This is a genomic window from Aromatoleum sp. (genome assembly GCF_036675785.1).
GTDB lineage: Bacteria > Pseudomonadota > Gammaproteobacteria > Burkholderiales > Rhodocyclaceae > Aromatoleum.
Genome location: NZ_JAKFEF010000042.1, coordinates 1 through 16909, shown reverse-complemented (window position 1 = coordinate 16909; position 16909 = coordinate 1). Strand labels below are relative to the sequence as shown.

Sequence of the window (16909 nt, the reverse complement as noted above, 5' to 3'; positions counted from 1 at the left end):
GGCGAGCTTCTTTGCCTAGCTGCGATAATCCGCGTTGATCTTCACGTAGTCGTACGAGAAGTCGCAGGTCCAGACGATCGCGCCGGCCTGGCCGCGTGCCAGATCGACGCGAATCGTGATTTCGGCCTCCTTCATGACGCGCGCGCCGTCCTCCTCGCGATAGGTCGCCGCGCGCCCGCCCCGTTCGGCAACCAACACTTCCTCGTTCGCCGTGCCGAGCCAGACGCGCAAGCCGTCCACGTCGAGATCGGTGATGCCCGCATAGCCGATCGCCGCGAGGATCCGGCCGAGGTTGGGGTCGGACGCGAAGAACGCCGTCTTGACGAGCGGCGATTGCCCGATCGCGTAGGCCACTTTGCGGCACTCGTCGCGGTCCGCTCCGCCTTCGACAGCGATCGTGATGAACTTCGTCGCGCCCTCGCCGTCGCGCACGATGGCCTGGGCGAGCCGGATCGATACGTCGATGACTGCTTCGCGCAGCGTGTGGAAATCCGGACCGAGCGGGTCGGCGATTTCGTCGTTGCCGGCCTGGCCCGTCGCGATGAGGATGAACGAGTCGTTGGTCGAGGTATCGCCGTCGATCGTGATGCTGTTGAACGACACCTCTGCGGCCTCTTTCGCGAGCGAATCGAGCAGCGGCTGGGCGACCGAAGCGTCGCACGCGAGAAAACCGAGCATGGTTGCCATGTTCGGCTTGATCATGCCGGCGCCCTTGCTGATGCCGGTCAAGGTCACCGTGCGCCCACCGATCCGGATCTGGCGCGACACCGCCTTCGGCGCGGTGTCGGTCGTCATGATCGCGTGCGCCGCGTCGAACCAGCCGTCGCCGCGCAAGTCCGCCAGCGCCGCGGGCAGCCCGGCGACGAGCCGGTCGACCGGCAGCGGCTCGAGGATCACGCCGGTGGAGAACGGCAGCACCTGCGCCGGGGCGATGCCCAGCAGGCGCCCGACCTCGACACACGTCGAGTGCGCGTTCGCGAGGCCCTGCTCGCCGGTGCCCGCGTTCGCGACGCCGGTATTGATCACCAGCGCACGGATCCCGCCGCCCGGAAGGTGCTGCTTGCACAACTGCACGGGCGCCGCGCAGAAACGGTTGAGCGTGAAGACGCCCGCCGCCCGGCTGCCGGCAGCGAGTTCGATCAGCGTGAGGTCGCGTCGGTTCGCTTTCCGGATTCCGGCTTCGGCGACCCCGAGGCGGACGCCCGGGACCGGGAGGAGGTCGGCAGCCTGCAAGGCGGGCAGATTGACGGGCACGGCAGTTCTCCATGTTCTGGTCGAGGTTTCGCGGAAACCCCGGATTGGGAAGGTCGATTCATGGCGCCGCCCCGCGGCGGCAACGTCTTACTAGGTTTGTCGCGTCGAAGCCGCTGCGGTCACGGCGAGCGAGACCTGCTGTGCGAACAACTGAAAAGCTTCGAAGGTTTCGTCATCGAGACTGCCCCCGGGGTTCAGCCGGTCGGCGTAGAACATGCCGATCGCGCGCCCCTGGACCTGGATCGGGGCGATGCAGGCAAGGGTGGTGGTCGTGACGAGTTGCAATCGATCGACGCGGAGCGTCGCAGGACTTTGCCCCGGGCCGAGGCACAGCGCGCGAGGATTGTGAAAGAACTCGTTGAACAGGTCGCCGGGCGTGTCGTCGAGCGAAAAGATGAAGCGCTGGCGCAGCGCTTCGGCGCCGGCGCCGAGCGCTGTCTTGCCGATCAGCTGCAGACGGTTCCGGGACAACAGCGCGAACAGGACCCGGTCGAAACCGACTCCGCGGTAAATGCCTTCGAGGACGAGGTTCAGGATCTCGTTGAGGTTCGCCCCGGCGGCGATCCGCCCGGAAATTTCGCGCAGGATCCTGAGTTGCAGATGCGGATCGGGCGCCAACGCGTCTTCGGCCGCGACCGGCTCTTCTGCCGCGACCGGCCCCGCCTGCGGGATACGGTGCGCGACCTCGGGCGCGCCGAAATAGCTGACGATCCGCGCGGCCTCCATGCCGTTCTCGGCGAGCGTCTCGCGCAACGCCTCCGGCGACGCGCCGGCGAACGAGGACATTTCCTCGATCAGCTTGCGCGTTCCGGGCGCATCCCAACCGCTCTCGACTTCGATCGCCAGTCGTTGGCCGAAGACGATCGCCTGCTCCGACCCGCCGCGACCGCCGCCCTCGACGACAGACAGTAGCAACGGCCCCAGTTTCCACTCACGCGCGAGGCCCGCGGTGAGCTGGCGCAGACGAAAGCCGAGCACGCTCATCTGTGCTTCGTCCACCGTCTGGCCACCCGCGTTCAGAACCTCGTCGAGACGCTGCGCGGCGCCGCCGCCGAAACACCAGAACGCCATGTCGCCCACCCGCGACAGCAGCGCGGCGATGAACACTTCTTCGCTCCGCCCGTCCCGACGCATTCCGGCGAGCGACCGGGCCTGGACGGCGGCGTGAAAGCCGCGTGCCATCTCCTCGATCACGCGCTTGCGGACGCCTCCGGCGAGCAGCGCGTCGACGAGCCGGATCGCGACCGCGATTTCGACCACGGCGTTGAATCCGAGGACCACGATCGCCCGGCTAATCGTGCTTACCGACTGGCGTGAGGGGTTGTACAGCGCGCTGTTCGCGAGCTTGAGCACTTTCGCCGTCATCGCCGCATCCTGCAGGATGACTTGCGCGAGGCGGTTCGTCGAAGCCTTTTCGTCGTCGGCCACCGCGTGGATCAGCGCGACGGTCGCGCCGAGCGCAGGCATTTCCTGCTCGCGGATATGGGTGACCCAATGCGCGAGTGTCCGCTTCTCGCGCCGGCCGGCCGGCAGCGCCCCCTCCGGTACGCCGAGCGAGAGTTCCGGGTACAGCGCCGGGCCCGGCTTGTGCGGAACCTCGTCAGCGCCTTTCGCCATGCTCGAACCCGGAACTGTCGCCTCGGGGAGCGGCGCCGTGTCGGCCATCCGGACGGCCGTGCCGCCCCGCTGCGTTCATCATGACGTGTCAGCTCAGCTTGCCATGGCAATGCTTGTACTTCTTGCCCGATCCGCACGGGCACGGGTCGTTGCGACCGACTTTCGGGCCGACATGGGTCGGCGCGACGGCGACGGCGGCGCGACCGTCGCCCCCCCCGAGCGCCTCATCGTAGTCCGCATGCTGATACTGCACGTTGTCGAGCTCCGGCGGCGTCTCGACTTCTTCGAGTTGCGACTCCGTGCGCACCTGGACCGTCATCAGCAGTTTCGAAACATCCGCCCGCACCGTGTCGAGCAGGGTTTCGAAGAGTTCGAACGCTTCGCGCTTGTATTCCTGCTTCGGGTTCTTCTGCGCGTAGCCGCGCAAGTGAATACCCTGCCGCAGGTGGTCGAGCGCCGCAAGGTGCTCGCGCCAGTGCGTGTCGAGGCTCTGCAGCATCACGTTGCGCTCGAACTGATGCCACGCGGCCGCGTCGACTTGCGCGACCTTCGTCGCGTACGCCTCCTCGCCGGCTTCGAGAATCCGCTTGAGGATCGTCTCGTCGTCGAGGTTGGGCTCCTCCTTGATCCACTGGCCGACGGGCACGCGCAGCTGGACCTCCGCGGCCAGCGCCTGTTCGAGCGCCGGGACGTCCCACTGCTCCTCGACGGTCTCGGCCGGAACGTGAATCCGGAAGGTGTCGTGCAGCACCCCCTGGCGCATCGCGCGGATCGTCTCGGAGATGTCGTCGGTGGCGAGCAGCTCGTTGCGCTGCTGGTAGATCACCTTGCGCTGGTCGTTGGCGACGTCGTCGTATTCGAGCAGCTGCTTGCGGATGTCGAAGTTGCGCTGCTCGACCTTGCGCTGCGCGGATTCGAGCGAACGCGTCACCATCGCGTGCTCGATCGCCTCGCCCTCGGGCATCTTCAGCCGCACCATGATCGCATTCAGGCGCTCGCCGGCGAAGATCTTCATCAGCGGGTCTTCGAGCGACAGGTAGAAGCGCGAGCTGCCCGGGTCGCCCTGGCGGCCGGCGCGGCCGCGCAGCTGGTTGTCGATGCGGCGGGACTCGTGTCGTTCGGTGCCGATGATATGCAGGCCGCCCGCGGCGAGCACCTGCTCGTGCACCTTCTTCCAGTCGTCGCGCATCGCCGCGATGCGCGATTCCTTCTGCTCGTCGCCGTGCGCCGCGTCCGCACGAATCGCCGCGATCTGCCGTTCGATGCTGCCGCCGAGCACGATGTCGGTGCCGCGGCCGGCCATGTTCGTCGCGATCGTGATGACGCCCGGGCGGCCGGCCTGCGCGACGATTTCGGCTTCGTGCTCGTGCTGCTTCGCGTTCAGGACCTGGTGCGGCAGCTTAACGCGGTTCAGCTCGCCCGACAGGAACTCGTTGATCTCGATCGACGTCGTGCCGACCAGCACCGGCTGACCGCGCTCGACGCAGCCGCGGATGTCGGCGATCACCGCGTCCCACTTCTCCTGCGCGGTGCGATAGACCTTGTCGTTCTCGTCCTTGCGGACCATCGCCCGATTGGTCGGCACGACGACGGTTTCGAGGCCGTAGATCGAGTGGAACTCGAATGCTTCGGTGTCGGCCGTCCCTGTCATGCCGGCGAGCTTGCCGTACATGCGGAAGTAATTCTGGAAGGTGATCGACGCGAGCGTCTGGTTCTCCGCCTGGATGCGCACGCCTTCCTTTGCCTCGACCGCTTGGTGCAGGCCGTCCGACCAGCGGCGCCCGGCCATCAGGCGGCCGGTGAATTCATCGACGATCACGACTTCGTTGTTCTGCACGACGTAGTGCTGGTCGCGGTGATACAGGGCGTGCGCCCGCAGCGCGGCGTACAGGTGATGCACCAGCAGGATGTTGCCCGGGTCGTAGAGGCTCGTGCCCTCGGCGAGCAGGCCCATGCGGGTCAGGATCTGCTCGGCGTTTTCGTGCCCCTGCTCCGTCAGCAGCACCTGCCGCGCCTTCAGATCGAGCGTGTAGTCGCCCGGTTTCGTTACGTCGTCGCCCTCGCCTTCCTGCTGCGTCAGCGTCGACGGGACCTGATTCAACTTGAGGTAGAGCTCCGTGTGATCTTCGGCTTGACCGGAAATGATGAGCGGCGTGCGCGCCTCGTCGATCAGGATCGAATCCACCTCGTCGACGATCGCGAAGTTCAGCCCGCGCTGTACCCGTTCGCCGACCGAATACACCATGTTGTCGCGCAGATAGTCGAAGCCGAACTCGTTGTTCGTGCCGTACGTGATGTCGGCCGCGTACGCGGCCTGCTTCTCCGCGTGCGCCATGCGCGACAGGTTGCAGCCCGTCGTCAGGCCGAGGAAGCCGTAGATCCGTCCCATCCAGTCCGCGTCGCGGCTCGCGAGGTAGTCGTTCACCGTGATGACGTGGACACCCTTGCCGGTGAGTGCATTCAGATAAGCGGGCAGCGTCGCGACGAGCGTCTTGCCTTCACCGGTCCGCATCTCGGAAATCTTGCCGTTGTGCAGCACCATGCCGCCGATCAGCTGCACATCGAAATGCCGCATGCCGTGCACGCGCTTGCCGGCTTCGCGCACGACCGCGAAGGCCTCCGGCAGAAGGCTGTCGAGCGACTCGCCGTTCTCCACACGCTGCCTGAACTCCGTGGTTTTCGCCTTCAGGGCCTCGTCGGAGAGCGCCGAGATCTCCGGCTCACGCGCGTTGATCGCGCGGACGGTCTGCGAATACTGGCGAATCAGGCGGTCATTGCGACTGCCGAAGATTTTCTTGAGAAGGCCGGAGATCATGGGGTGTCGGTGGGTCGATTCGGCAAAGGCAGCAGTTTAGCATGGGGGTCGTATCCGGGCCGGTTGCGGACGGTGCGCTACGTCAAGCGGCGTGTGCCTTATGAACGCTTGCGCCGGGGCCGCGCGGTCCCTACCATCGGCGGCGATATGGACACCCATCGATGACTCAGTTGATCCACCGTTTTCTCGGCAGCGGCGACGCGCTCGCGCGGCTTCGCGACCATGCCGCCCGCCTGCGGCGGCTGCAGACGGTGCTCGAACAGCACGTGCCGCCGTCGCTCGCGGCCGCGTGCTCGGTCGCGAACCTGAAGGGGGACATGCTCGTGCTGCTCGCCGACGGCGGCGCCGTCGCCGCGCGACTGAAGCAGATCGCGCCGACGCTGGCGGAGCAGTTTGCCGCCGCCGGACTGCCGGTCAAGAGCGTGCAGGTCAAGGTCAGGATCATCGAGCAGCAGGACGCGCTGCGCCCGCCGCCCGAGCGGAAGCTGTCGGACGCCGGGCGCCGCAGTCTTGCCGATTTTTCGGAGTCGTTGCCGGCGGATTCACCGCTGCGCGAATCGCTCGAACGGTTGATCGCGCGCAGTCGCGCCGGCTGAAACGCTCACGCGAGCGGAAGAAAGACCCGCTCCAGCGCCAACAGTGCGAGAAACACGAACACGACGATCAGCCCGGCGCGGAAGAAATTCCACGCCCACAGGCGATAGCGCAGGTTGCCTGTAAGCATCCAGGCGATCAGCGAACCGCCGATTCCGATCAGCGCGAGGACGCCGAACAGCCGGATGACGAGCATTGGCCCGCTCAGCCTGCGGGCACCAGTTCGAACTGATGGGTCACTGCCGGGGGCGTCGAGGCCGTCTTTTCGAACGTGACGATCTCCCACGCCGAACGATCCTCGAGCAGCACCCGAAGGATCTGGTTGTTCAGCGCGTGACCGGACTTGTGTGCGCTGTAGGCCGCGAGCAGCGGGTGACCGCACAGGTAGAGGTCGCCGATCGCATCGAGCACCTTGTGCTTGACGAACTCATCGACGTAGCGCAGCCCGTCGGCGTTCAGCACGCGGTATTCGTCCATCACGATCGCGTTGTCCAGACTGCCGCCGAGCGCGAGGCCGTTGGCGCGCATCATGTCGACATCCTGCATGAAGCCGAAAGTCCGTGCGCGGGCGACGTCCCGCACGTATGACTGCTCGGCAAAATCCACGGTCACGCTCGTCGACGTCTTGTCGATCGCGGGGTGATTGAAGACGATCGAGAAGGTGAGGCGGAAGCCGTCGTATGGTTCGAGCCGGACCCACTTGTCGTCTTCGCGGTATTCGACGGCCTTCTTCACGCGCAGGAAGCGCTTCGGCGCCTTCTGTTCCTCGATGCCGGCCGACTGCAGCAGGAAGACGAACGGCCCGGCGCTGCCGTCGAGGATCGGAATCTCGGGGGCGTCGACGTCGACATGGAGATTGTCGATACCCAGACCGGCCAGTGCCGACATCAGGTGCTCGACGGTGCCGACTTTCGCGCCGTCGCGCTCGAGTCCCGAGCACATCCGGGTGTCGCAGACCGCGTACGGATCGGCAGGCAGGTCGATCGGCGGGGTCACGTCGACGCGATGGAAGACGATCCCGGTGTTCGGCGCCGCGGGGCGCAGCACGAGCTGGACCTTGCGTCCGCCGTGCAGTCCGACGCCGGTAGCCTTGACGATCGATTTGAGGGTTCGCTGCCGCATCATTTGTTAATTTCCTGTTTCACGCCAGCAGTTTATCACGCCGGTTCGACCTGCCGGATCGCCGTCCGTTGCAGCTCAAAGCGCAACACTGCGTTGCGCCGGCAGCACGACGCCGGGGGAAATGACGACGGGCGCCCGGTGCGGACCGGAGGCAGCGATCCGCATCGAGGCGCCCGTGGGCGCGAGGGCCGGCCGACTCAGTCGGCCTGCTTGCGCAGGAACGCCGGGATGTCGTAGGTGCCCATGCCGTTCGCGCTCATCGCTTCGACCGTCGTGCGGCGGCCACTGCGGATTACCGCGGGGACGTCGAGGTTCGCGGTATTCATCGTGCCCATCGCCGGCCCGTATGTGCCGGTGCCCTGCACGATCTGCATCACCGGTTGACGCGCCGAGCGCGGCGCGCCCAGACCGGTCGCGACGACGGTCACGCGGACGGTGTCTTCCATCGACTCGTCGAACACCGTGCCGTACTTGACGAAGGCTTCCGGCGCGGCGAAGGCCTGCACGGTCTTCACCGCGTCGCGCACCTCCGACATCTTCAGCGAGCGGCTCGCGGTGATGTTGATTAGCACGCAGCGCGCGCCCGACAGTTCGGTGCCTTCGAGCAGCGGGCTCACCGCGGCCTGCTCGGCGGCGATCCGTGCGCGGTCCATACCCGACGCTTCGGCCGAACCCATCATCGCGCGGCCCATCTCGCCCATCGCGGTGCGGACGTCCTGGAAGTCGACGTTGACGAGGCCGGGCACGTTGATGATTTCGGCGATGCCGCCGACGGCGCTGCGCAGCACGTTGTCGGCCGAGCGGAAGCAGTCCTCGAAGCCGGCGTCGTCGCCATAGACTTCGAGCAGTTTGTCGTTGAGAACGATGATCAGCGAGTCGACGTGGCGGGTCAGTTCCTCGACGCCGCTCTCGGCAACGCGCAGGCGGTTCTCGAAGTCGAACGGCTTCGTGACCACCGCGACGGTCAGGATGCCCATCTCGCGCGCGATCTCGGCGACCACCGGCGCCGCGCCGGTGCCGGTGCCGCCGCCCATGCCGCCGGTGATGAAGCACATGTGCGCACCGTCGAGCGCGGCGGCGATCGCGTCGCGCGAATCCTGCGCCGCGGCGCGGCCGGCTTCGGGCTTCGAGCCGGCACCAAGGCCGGAGCTGCCGAGCTGGATCTTGTTCGGCGCGAGGCAGCGCTTGAGCGCCTGCGCGTCGGTGTTCGCGACGATGAATTCGACGCCGTGCACGCCCTCGCGAATCATGTGATCGACGGCATTGCCGCCGGCCCCGCCGACGCCGACCACCTTGATGATCGTGCCGGTCTGCTCCTTCTCAACGATTTCAAACATTTGCCGCGCCTCCTGTAATACTGCTGTTGCGACCTGAATCCCCGACCGGGCACATATCTAGTAGAAACCGCGCATCTTATTACTAAATGCGGGCCCGCCCCAGGTACTCATTTCAAATTTTTCGGACCACTCGTCCGCCCTGTCAGAAATTCTTCTCGAACCACGATTTCATGCGCCCGAACATCTGCCGGACGCTGCGCGTCTCCCGCGCGAGAATCCCGCGCCGGCGTTGCGCATACCCCTCCAACACGAGCCCCATCGCCGTCGCGTAGCGCGGGTGGCACACGACATCTGCCAGTCCGCCCGCGTACTGCGGCGACCCGACGCGCACCGGCATGTGGAACACTTCCTCGCCCAGCTCGACCATGCCGGCCATCACCGACGAGCCGCCGGTCAGCACGATGCCCGACGACAGCAGCTCCTCGTAGCCGCTGCGGCGCAGCTCGGCCTGCACGAGTTCGAAGAGCTCGGAGACGCGCGGCTCGATGACGTCCGCGAGCCGCTGCCGCGACAGCGGACGCGGCGGCCGGTCGCCGACGCCGGGCACCTCGATCATTTCTTCGGGATCGGCGAGCGTGTGCATCGCGACGCCGTGGCGGATCTTGATTTCCTCGGCCTCGGACGTCGGCGTGCGCAGCGCCATCGCGATGTCGTTGGTGATCTGGTCGCCGGCGACGGGCAGCACCGCGGTGTGCCGGATCGCGCCGTGCGTGAACACCGCGATGTCCGTCGTGCCGCCGCCGATATCGACGAGGCACACGCCGAGGTCCTTCTCGTCCTCGGTCAGCACCGCGTAGCTCGATGCGAGCGGCTGCAGGATCAGGTCCATCACTTCGAGCCCGCAGCGGCGCACGCACTTGATGACGTTCTGCGCCGCCGACACCGCGCCGGTGACGATGTGCACCTTGACCTCGAGCTTCACGCCGCTCATGCCGATCGGCTCGCGCACGCCGCCCTGGCCGTCGATGATGAATTCCTGCGTCAGGATGTGGAGGATCTGCTGTTCGGCCGGAATCGGCATCGCGCGCGCGACCTCGATCACGCGCTCGACGTCCATCGGCGTGACCTCCTTGTCCTTGATCGCGACCATGCCGTTGGAGTTGAAACTCTTGATGTGGCTGCCGGCGATCCCGGTGTAGACGTCGCGGATCTTGCATTCGGCCATCAGCTCGACTTCCTGGATGACGCGCGAGATCGCGTCCACGGTCGCCTCGATGTTTACGACGACGCCGCGCTTGAGGCCGCTCGTCGGCTGCGTCCCGAGCCCGATCACGTTCAGGCGCCCGTCGGGCCGCGCCTCGGCGGCCATGCAGGTGACCTTCGCGGTGCCGATATCGAGTCCGACGATCAGGTCCTTGTATTCCTTCGTCATTTCTTGCCTTTCGATCCTTTTTCTTCCGCCACGGGAGTGAGGGCGAATCCGCTCGGATAGCGCAGATCCGCCATCGCGACCTGTACACCGATGCTTTCCTGCGCCTGGGGCCACGCCGAGACGAAGCGTTCGAGCCGTTCGTCGATCGGGGCCTTTTCCTGGTCGCGGCCGAGGACGATGACCATGCCGTCGGCGAGCTGCAGCTGCCACGCTTCGCGCGCGGACAATGCGACACCGACGAGGCGGACGCCGAGCGGCGCGAGCGTCTGGTTGAACTCGTGGTATTTCGCCTGCAGGTAAGCGGCCGACCCCTGCGGGCCCGAGAACGCAGGCATGTCGGCGTTGCTCGCCGCGACGAAGACTTCGCCCTGCTTATTCACGAGCTGCGATTCGCCGCTGTCGGACACCGTCCAGTACGCCATCGCCTGATGCTCCTCGAGCCGCAGTTCGAGGACGTCCGGCCAGCGCCGCCGTACCTCGGCGCGCCGTACCCACGGCAGCTTCTCGAATTTCGCCCGCGCCGCTTCGAGGTCGACCGAGAAGAAGTTCCCCCGGATCGCCGTGCGCGCCGCGTATTCGAGCTGCGAGCTCGTGACCTGCGCCGTCGGCGTCAGCACGACGACTTCGCGCAGCGGAAACAGCGACCGCGACATGAACCAGACGACGAGCGCATACCCGAGCGCGACCGCCGCGAAGAGCATCAGCAGGTCGGAGACGAGATTCAGCACCCCCGGCTTGTGCCACAGGCCCTCGCGTTCGCGCGCGCGCGACGGCGCCCGGCGGATGTCGGATCCGCCTTCGGCGGTCGCGGAGCGGGGGCGGTAGTCAGCCAAGGCGCGCACCGTCGAGGATCGCGAGGCACAGCTTGGCGAAGTCCATGCCGGCGACCTTCGCCGCCATCGGCACGAGCGAATGACCGGTCATGCCCGGCGAGGTGTTCATCTCGAGCAGGTACGGAAGGCCGTCGTCGGTCAGCATCAGGTCGGCGCGCCCCCAGCCGCGGCAGCCCAGGACCTGCGCGCTCTTCATCACGAGCGCCTGCAGCGCCTGCTCCTGTTCGGCCGGCAGGCCGCTCGGGCACAGGTAGCGCGTGTCGTCGGTGAAGTACTTGTTCTGGTAATCGTATTTGCCGCCCGGCGCCTCGATGCGGATCACCGGCAGCGCGCGGTCGTCGAGGAACGGAATCGTCAGTTCGGCGCCCCTGATGAATTCCTCGGCGATCACGAGATCGTCGAAGCGCGCGGCGAGCTCCCACGCGGCCTTCAGCTGGCCGGCCTCGACGACCTTCGTCGCACCCATGCTCGAACCCTCGTGCACCGGCTTGACGAAGATCGGCAACCCGAGGTCGGCGACGACCGCATTCCAGTCGGTGTCGGCAGTCAGAATCGCGTAGCGCGGCGTCGGCAGCCCGCACGCCGCCCACACCATCTTCGTGCGCCACTTGTCCATCGCGAGCGCCGACGCCATCACGCCGCTGCCGGTGTAGGGAATCTTCAGCAGTTCGAGCATGCCCTGAACGGTGCCGTCCTCACCGCCGCGACCGTGGAGCGCGATGAAGGCGCGCTCGTAACCCTGCTCCTTCAGCACGTGCAGATCCTGCTCCGCCGGGTCGAATCCGTGCGCGTCGACCCCGGCGGCCTGCAGCGCGGCGAGCACCGCGTTGCCCGACATCAGCGACACGTCGCGTTCCGCCGACGTGCCGCCGAGCAGCACCGCCACCTTTCCCACTTTGCGGTTCATCGTCATTCCGTTCGCAACCCCGGCGCCGCTCACGCCGGCTCCTCGCCACTCGTCAATTTCCCGGGCACGGCTCCGATCGAACCGGCCCCCATCGTGATCACCACGTCGCCGTCCTGGACCGCCGCAAGGATCGTCGCCGGCATCTCGTCGATATCCTCGACGAACACCGGCTCGACCTTGCCGGCGACGCGGATCGCGCGCGCGAGCGAACGCCCGTCGGCGGCGACGACCGGCGCTTCGCCCGCGGCATAGACTTCCGCGAGCAACAGCGCGTCGACCGTCGACAGCACCTTGACGAAGTCCTCGAAACAGTCGCGCGTGCGCGTGTAGCGGTGCGGCTGGAAGGCGAGGACCAGCCGGCGCCCGGGGAAGGCCCCGCGCGCGGCGGCGAGCGTCGCCGCCATCTCGACCGGATGGTGGCCGTAGTCGTCGACCAGCGTGAAGCTGCCCCGCTCGACGCCGCGCTCGTCGCGCAGCGCGACTTCGCCATAGCGCTGGAAGCGGCGGCCGACGCCGCGGAATTCCGCCAGGGCCTTCACGATCGCGTCATCCGGCGCCTGCAGTTCGGTCGCGACCGCGATCGCGGCGAGCGCATTCAGCACGTTGTGCATCCCGGGCAGGTTCAGTTCGATCGCGAGCCGGGTTTCGGACCCGTTGACGCGCACGACTTCGAACAGCATGCGTCCGCCTTCGGCGCGCACGTTCTCGGCCCGGATCGTCGCGCTCTCCGACAGGCCGTAGCGAACGATCTGCTTCGACACGAGCGGCATGATCGAGCGCACGTGCGGGTCGTCGTCGCACAGCACGGCGACGCCGTAGAACGGCAGGTGCTGCAGGAAGTCGACGAACGCCTGCTTGAGCCGCGCGAAGTCGTGGCCGTAGGTGTCCATGTGGTCGGCGTCGATGTTCGTCACGACTGAGATCACCGGCGTCAGCAGCAGGAACGACGCGTCGGATTCGTCCGCCTCGGCGACGAGGAAGTCGCCCTTGCCGAGCCGCGCATTCGCGCCCGCGGCGTTGAGCTTGCCGCCGATCACGAAAGTCGGGTCCATGCCGCCTTCCGCGAGGATGCTCGCGACGAGCGAAGTCGTCGTCGTCTTGCCGTGCGTGCCCGCGATCGCGATCCCGTGCTTCAGGCGCATCAGCTCGGCGAGCATCTGCGCGCGCGGCACGATCGGGACGTGGCGCGCGCGGGCCGCGACGACCTCGGGGTTGTCGTTGCGCACCGCCGTCGAGATCACAACGGCGTCGGCGTCGAGGATGTTCTCAGCGGAGTGGCCGGTCAGGACGCGCGCGCCCAGCGCCCGCAGCCGCCGCGTCGCCGCGTTCTCACCGAGATCCGAACCGCTGACGGTATAGCCGAGGTTCACCAGCACTTCGGCGATCCCGCTCATGCCGGCGCCGCCGATGCCGACGAAATGGATGTGCTTGACCTTGTGTTTCACGGTTTTCTCCCCGGCCTCGTGCCGGAAGCGAGTTCCTCGCAGACGCGCGCGACGGCCTCGGCGGCATGCGGCTTCGCCAGCGCGCGCGCTTTCGTCGCCATGTCCTGCAGCCGCGCGCGGTCGAGAGTCTCGAAAATGCCCGCGAGCCGTTCGGCGTCGAGTTCCGGCTGCGGCAGTAAATATGCGGCGCCGCGATCGGCGAGGAAGCGCGCGTTGCCGGTCTGGTGGTCATCGACCGCGTACGGAAACGGCACCAGCAGGCTCGCCGCCCCGACCGCCGCCAGTTCCGCGACCGTCAGCGCCCCGGCGCGACAGACGATGAGATCGGCCTCGGCGTACTTCGACGCCATGTCGTCGATGAACGCCACCAGTTCGCCCTCCACACCCGCAGCCGCGTACGCGGCGCGCAGCGCATCGATCTGCTTCGCGCCCGCCTGATGCGTGACGCGCGGCCGTGCCTGCGGCCGCATCCGCGCGAGCGCCTGCGGCACGGTTTCGTTCAGCACCGCGGCCCCGAGACTCCCGCCGACGACCAGCAGCTTCAGCGGCCCGCTGCGCCCCTTGAAACGCTCGGCGGGTTCGGCGACCGCGGCGATGTCGGCCCGCACCGGATTGCCGACCCAGCCGGCCTTCTTCAAGGTCTTCGGAAACCCCGACAGCACGCGATCGGCTACGCCCGCAAGGACGCGGTTCGCGAGCCCCGCCACCGAGTTCTGTTCGTGCAGCACGAGCGGTCGCCCGAGGAGCGCGGCCATCATGCCGCCCGGAAAGGTCACGTAGCCGCCCATGCCGAGGACGACGTCCGGCCGGATCCGGCGCAGTTCGACGAGCGCCTGCCAGAACCCATGCAGCAGATTCACCGGCAGCAGCAGCTTTCGCAGCAGGCCCTTGCCCCGCAGCGCGCCAAACCGGACCCACGCGACGTCATAGCCGCGCTGCGGCACGAGGCGCGCTTCCATCCCGTCCGGGTTGCCCATCCAGACGATGCGCCACCCCTGCTTGCGCAGTTCTTCGGCAACCGCGATCCCGGGGAAAATATGCCCGCCGGTGCCGCCCGCCATCACGAGCAGGGTCGTCATGAGCGCCCCCTCATGACTTGGCGATTCTCCCAGTCGATGCGCAGGAGGATCGCGAGCGCGAGGCAGTTCGCGACGATGCCGGAGCCGCCGAAGCTCATCAGCGGCAGGGTCAGGCCCTTCGTCGGCAGCAGGCCCATGTTGACGCCCATGTTGATGAAGGACTGCACGCCGATCCACAGGCCGATGCCCATCGCGACGAGGCCCGGGAAGTAACGCTCGAGCTTCACCGCCTCGCGGCCGATGATCAGCGCGCGATGGATCAGGATCGCGAACAGCGCGATCACGAGCAGCACGCCGGCGAAGCCGAGTTCCTCCGCGATGACGGCGAGCAGGAAGTCCGTGTGCGCTTCGGGCAGATAGAAGAGCTTTTCGACGCTCGCGCCGAGTCCGACGCCGACCCATTCGCCGCGGCCGAACGCGATCAGCGCGTGCGACAGCTGGTAGCCCTTGCCGAATGCGTCCTGCCACGGGTCCATGAAGCCGAACAGGCGGTCGCGCCGGTAAGGCGACAGCCATACGAGCAGCACGAAGCCGATCAGCGCGACGAGCGCGAGCAGCGCGAACACACGGACGTTGATACCGCCGAGAAACAGCACGCCGAACGCGATCGCGGTGATGACGACGAAGGCGCCGAAATCGGGCTCGCGCAGCAGCAGGAAGCCGACGAGCACGATCGTGATCGCCATCGGCAGGAAGCCGCGCCGGAAGCTCCCCATGTCGGGGAGCTTGCGCACCGTGTAGTCCGCCGCGTAGAGCGCGACGAAGAGCTTCATCAGTTCGGACGGCTGCAGGTTGACGAAGCCGAGCGGCAGCCAGCGCTGCGCGCCATTGACTTCGCGCCCGACGCCGGGGATCAGCACGACCGCGAGCAGCACGACTCCTGCGAGGAAGAGCCACGGCGCGAACCGCTGCCACTGACGCATCGACAGCTGGAACGCGACGAGCCCGGCGCCGACGCCGACCGCGAGGAAGAGCGCGTGGCGCGTGAGGAAGTAATGCGACTGGTAGCCGGTGAACTTGCTGCCCTCGGCCATCGCGATCGACGACGAATAGACCATGACCATGCCGATCAGCAGCAAGCCGGCCGACGACCAGATCAGCCATGGATCGAGTTCGCGCAGCGCCTCGGACGGACGCGTCAGCCGGTCGACCGCGCGGCTGGTCTGTACGCCGCCGTTCGTCTCGCGTGCCGCAAACAGCCCGGAAAGTGTCGAGACGAGCTTCATTCCGCCGCGACTCCCGGCACGCGTCGCACCGCGGCGACGAACACTTCCGCCCGATGCGCGTAGTTGCGGAACATGTCGAGGCTTGCGCAGGCCGGCGACAGCAGGACGGCATCGCCGGGTTGCGCGCTGACGGCGGCCCGCGAAACGGCCGCGTCCATGTCGGCGGCGCGCTCGACCGGGACGCCGGAGCCGTCGAGCGCCGCTTCGATCAGCGGCGCGTCACGGCCGATCAGCACTACCGCGCGCGCATGACGCGCAACCGCGTCGCGCAGCGGCGCGAAATCCTGCCCCTTGCCGTCGCCGCCGGCGATCAGCACGACGGCCCGCCCGAGCCCTTCGAGCGCGGCGAGGGTCGCACCGACGTTCGTGCCCTTCGAGTCGTCGTAGAACACGACTCCGTCGGCGCGCCGAGCAACCGGCTCGACCCGGTGCGGCAGGCCCCGGAACGCCTTCAGGCCGGCGATCATCGCGTCGCGCGGCAGACCGATCGCCGTTCCGAGCGCGAGCGCGGCGAGCGCATTCGCGGCGTTGTGCAGCCCGGCGATCTTCAAATCGTCCATCCGCACGAGGCGCTCGTCCCCGTGTACGAGCCAGACGCCGTCTTCGGCCGCGGCGACGCCGAAATCATCCGGACCCGGCGGCGTGTCGGTCCCGAAGGACACCGCCTGCCGGCCGGGAAGCCGCATCGCCATGACGCGATGATCCTGCCGGTTGAGCACCTGCACGCCGTCGCCGGCGAAGATCCGCGCCTTCACCGCCGCATAAGCCGTGAGATCGGCGTACCGGTCGAGATGGTCGTCGGTGACGTTGAGGACGGTCGCCGCGTCGGCGTCCAGACCCCCGGCCGTCTCGAGCTGGAAGCTCGACAGTTCGAGCACCCAGCATTCGGGCAGGCGACCTCCGCCGTCGAGGCGGTCCATCAGCACCGTCAGCGCAGCCGGGCTGATGTTGCCGGCGGCAACGGCGTCCACGCCGGCCGCTTTGCACAGCGCAGCCGCAAGCGTCGTCGTCGTCGTCTTTCCGTTCGTGCCGGTGATCGCGAGGATGCACGTGTTTTTGCGCACGCCGAGCGCGTTGAGCGCGTCCGCGAACAGCGTCATCTCGCCGACGATCGTGACGCCGCGCCGGCGTGCTGCGGCGAGAAGCGCGATGCGCGAGTCGATGCCGGGACTGAGCGCGACGAGATCGATGCCGTCGAGCAGCGCGTCGGACAACGGACCCGCGACGACTTCGGCCGACGGGGCCGCGGCGCGCAGCGCCTCGAGCCCCGGCGGCGCCGCGCGGGTGTCCGCGACGCGCAGCCGCGCG

14 protein-coding genes are annotated in these 16909 nt (G+C 67.7%); 1 reads left to right on the top strand and 13 read right to left on the bottom strand.

Annotated features, from left to right (window positions below; all coding sequences use genetic code 11):
• Window positions 1-15: 15 nt before the first annotated feature.
• From argJ to secA, 3 genes are all read right to left on the bottom strand, one after another.
• Window positions 16-1254, bottom strand: coding sequence for a bifunctional glutamate N-acetyltransferase/amino-acid acetyltransferase ArgJ (argJ, locus tag V6M37_RS10070; RefSeq protein WP_332672850.1), 1239 nt, complete (start codon window positions 1252-1254; stop codon window positions 16-18).
• Between the two features lie 90 nt (window positions 1255-1344).
• A complete protein-coding gene (locus V6M37_RS10065; RefSeq protein WP_332672848.1) occupies window positions 1345-2871 on the bottom strand; it encodes an HDOD domain-containing protein in 1527 nt (508 codons plus the stop codon).
• 88 nt (window positions 2872-2959) lie between these two features.
• Window positions 2960-5686 (bottom strand): preprotein translocase subunit SecA, encoded by a 2727-nt coding sequence (gene secA, locus V6M37_RS10060; protein ID WP_332672846.1) that lies wholly within the window; start codon window positions 5684-5686, stop codon window positions 2960-2962.
• A gap of 161 nt (window positions 5687-5847) precedes the next feature.
• Here secA and V6M37_RS10055 point away from each other — a divergent pair, with 161 nt between their 5' ends.
• Window positions 5848-6282 (top strand): DciA family protein, encoded by a 435-nt coding sequence (locus V6M37_RS10055; protein ID WP_332672844.1) that lies wholly within the window; start codon window positions 5848-5850, stop codon window positions 6280-6282.
• A gap of 5 nt (window positions 6283-6287) precedes the next feature.
• Here the strand turns inward: V6M37_RS10055 and V6M37_RS10050 are convergent, their stop codons facing one another.
• The 10 genes from V6M37_RS10050 to murD all read right to left on the bottom strand — a co-directional run.
• Window positions 6288-6476, bottom strand: coding sequence for a hypothetical protein (locus tag V6M37_RS10050; protein WP_332672842.1), 189 nt, complete (start codon window positions 6474-6476; stop codon window positions 6288-6290).
• A gap of 8 nt (window positions 6477-6484) precedes the next feature.
• Entirely contained in the window at window positions 6485-7405 is a 921-nt protein-coding gene (lpxC, locus tag V6M37_RS10045) for a UDP-3-O-acyl-N-acetylglucosamine deacetylase (protein ID WP_332672840.1), read from the bottom strand.
• Window positions 7406-7599: 194 nt separating this feature from the next.
• A complete protein-coding gene (ftsZ, locus tag V6M37_RS10040) occupies window positions 7600-8739 on the bottom strand; it encodes a cell division protein FtsZ (RefSeq protein WP_332672838.1) in 1140 nt (379 codons plus the stop codon).
• A gap of 142 nt (window positions 8740-8881) precedes the next feature.
• Window positions 8882-10111 (bottom strand): cell division protein FtsA, encoded by a 1230-nt coding sequence (ftsA, locus tag V6M37_RS10035; RefSeq protein WP_332672836.1) that lies wholly within the window; start codon window positions 10109-10111, stop codon window positions 8882-8884.
• The gene (locus V6M37_RS10030) at window positions 10108-10944 is read right to left on the bottom strand and encodes a cell division protein FtsQ/DivIB (protein ID WP_442881010.1); all 837 of its coding nucleotides are present in this window, start codon (window positions 10942-10944) and stop codon (window positions 10108-10110) included. Before V6M37_RS10030 ends, ftsA begins: the two co-directional genes overlap by 4 nt.
• Entirely contained in the window at window positions 10937-11851 is a 915-nt protein-coding gene (locus V6M37_RS10025) for a D-alanine--D-alanine ligase (RefSeq protein WP_332672832.1), read from the bottom strand. Before V6M37_RS10025 ends, V6M37_RS10030 begins: the two co-directional genes overlap by 8 nt.
• Before the next feature lie 29 nt (window positions 11852-11880).
• Window positions 11881-13296 carry a UDP-N-acetylmuramate--L-alanine ligase gene (murC, locus tag V6M37_RS10020; protein WP_332672830.1) on the bottom strand — a complete coding sequence of 472 codons (1416 nt, stop codon included), beginning with the start codon at window positions 13294-13296 and terminating at the stop codon, window positions 11881-11883.
• Window positions 13293-14375, bottom strand: a complete 1083-nt coding sequence (gene murG, locus V6M37_RS10015) for an undecaprenyldiphospho-muramoylpentapeptide beta-N-acetylglucosaminyltransferase (protein WP_332672828.1) — start codon at window positions 14373-14375, stop codon at window positions 13293-13295. The genes murC and murG overlap by 4 nt, the downstream gene beginning before the upstream one ends.
• Window positions 14372-15601: a putative lipid II flippase FtsW gene (gene ftsW / locus V6M37_RS10010; protein ID WP_332672826.1), complete on the bottom strand. Its 1230-nt coding sequence runs from the start codon at window positions 15599-15601 to the stop codon at window positions 14372-14374. Before ftsW ends, murG begins: the two co-directional genes overlap by 4 nt.
• A partial coding sequence (gene murD, locus V6M37_RS10005; RefSeq protein WP_332672824.1) for a UDP-N-acetylmuramoyl-L-alanine--D-glutamate ligase occupies window positions 15598-16909 on the bottom strand: 1312 nt, incomplete at its 5' end. The genes ftsW and murD, both read right to left, overlap by 4 nt.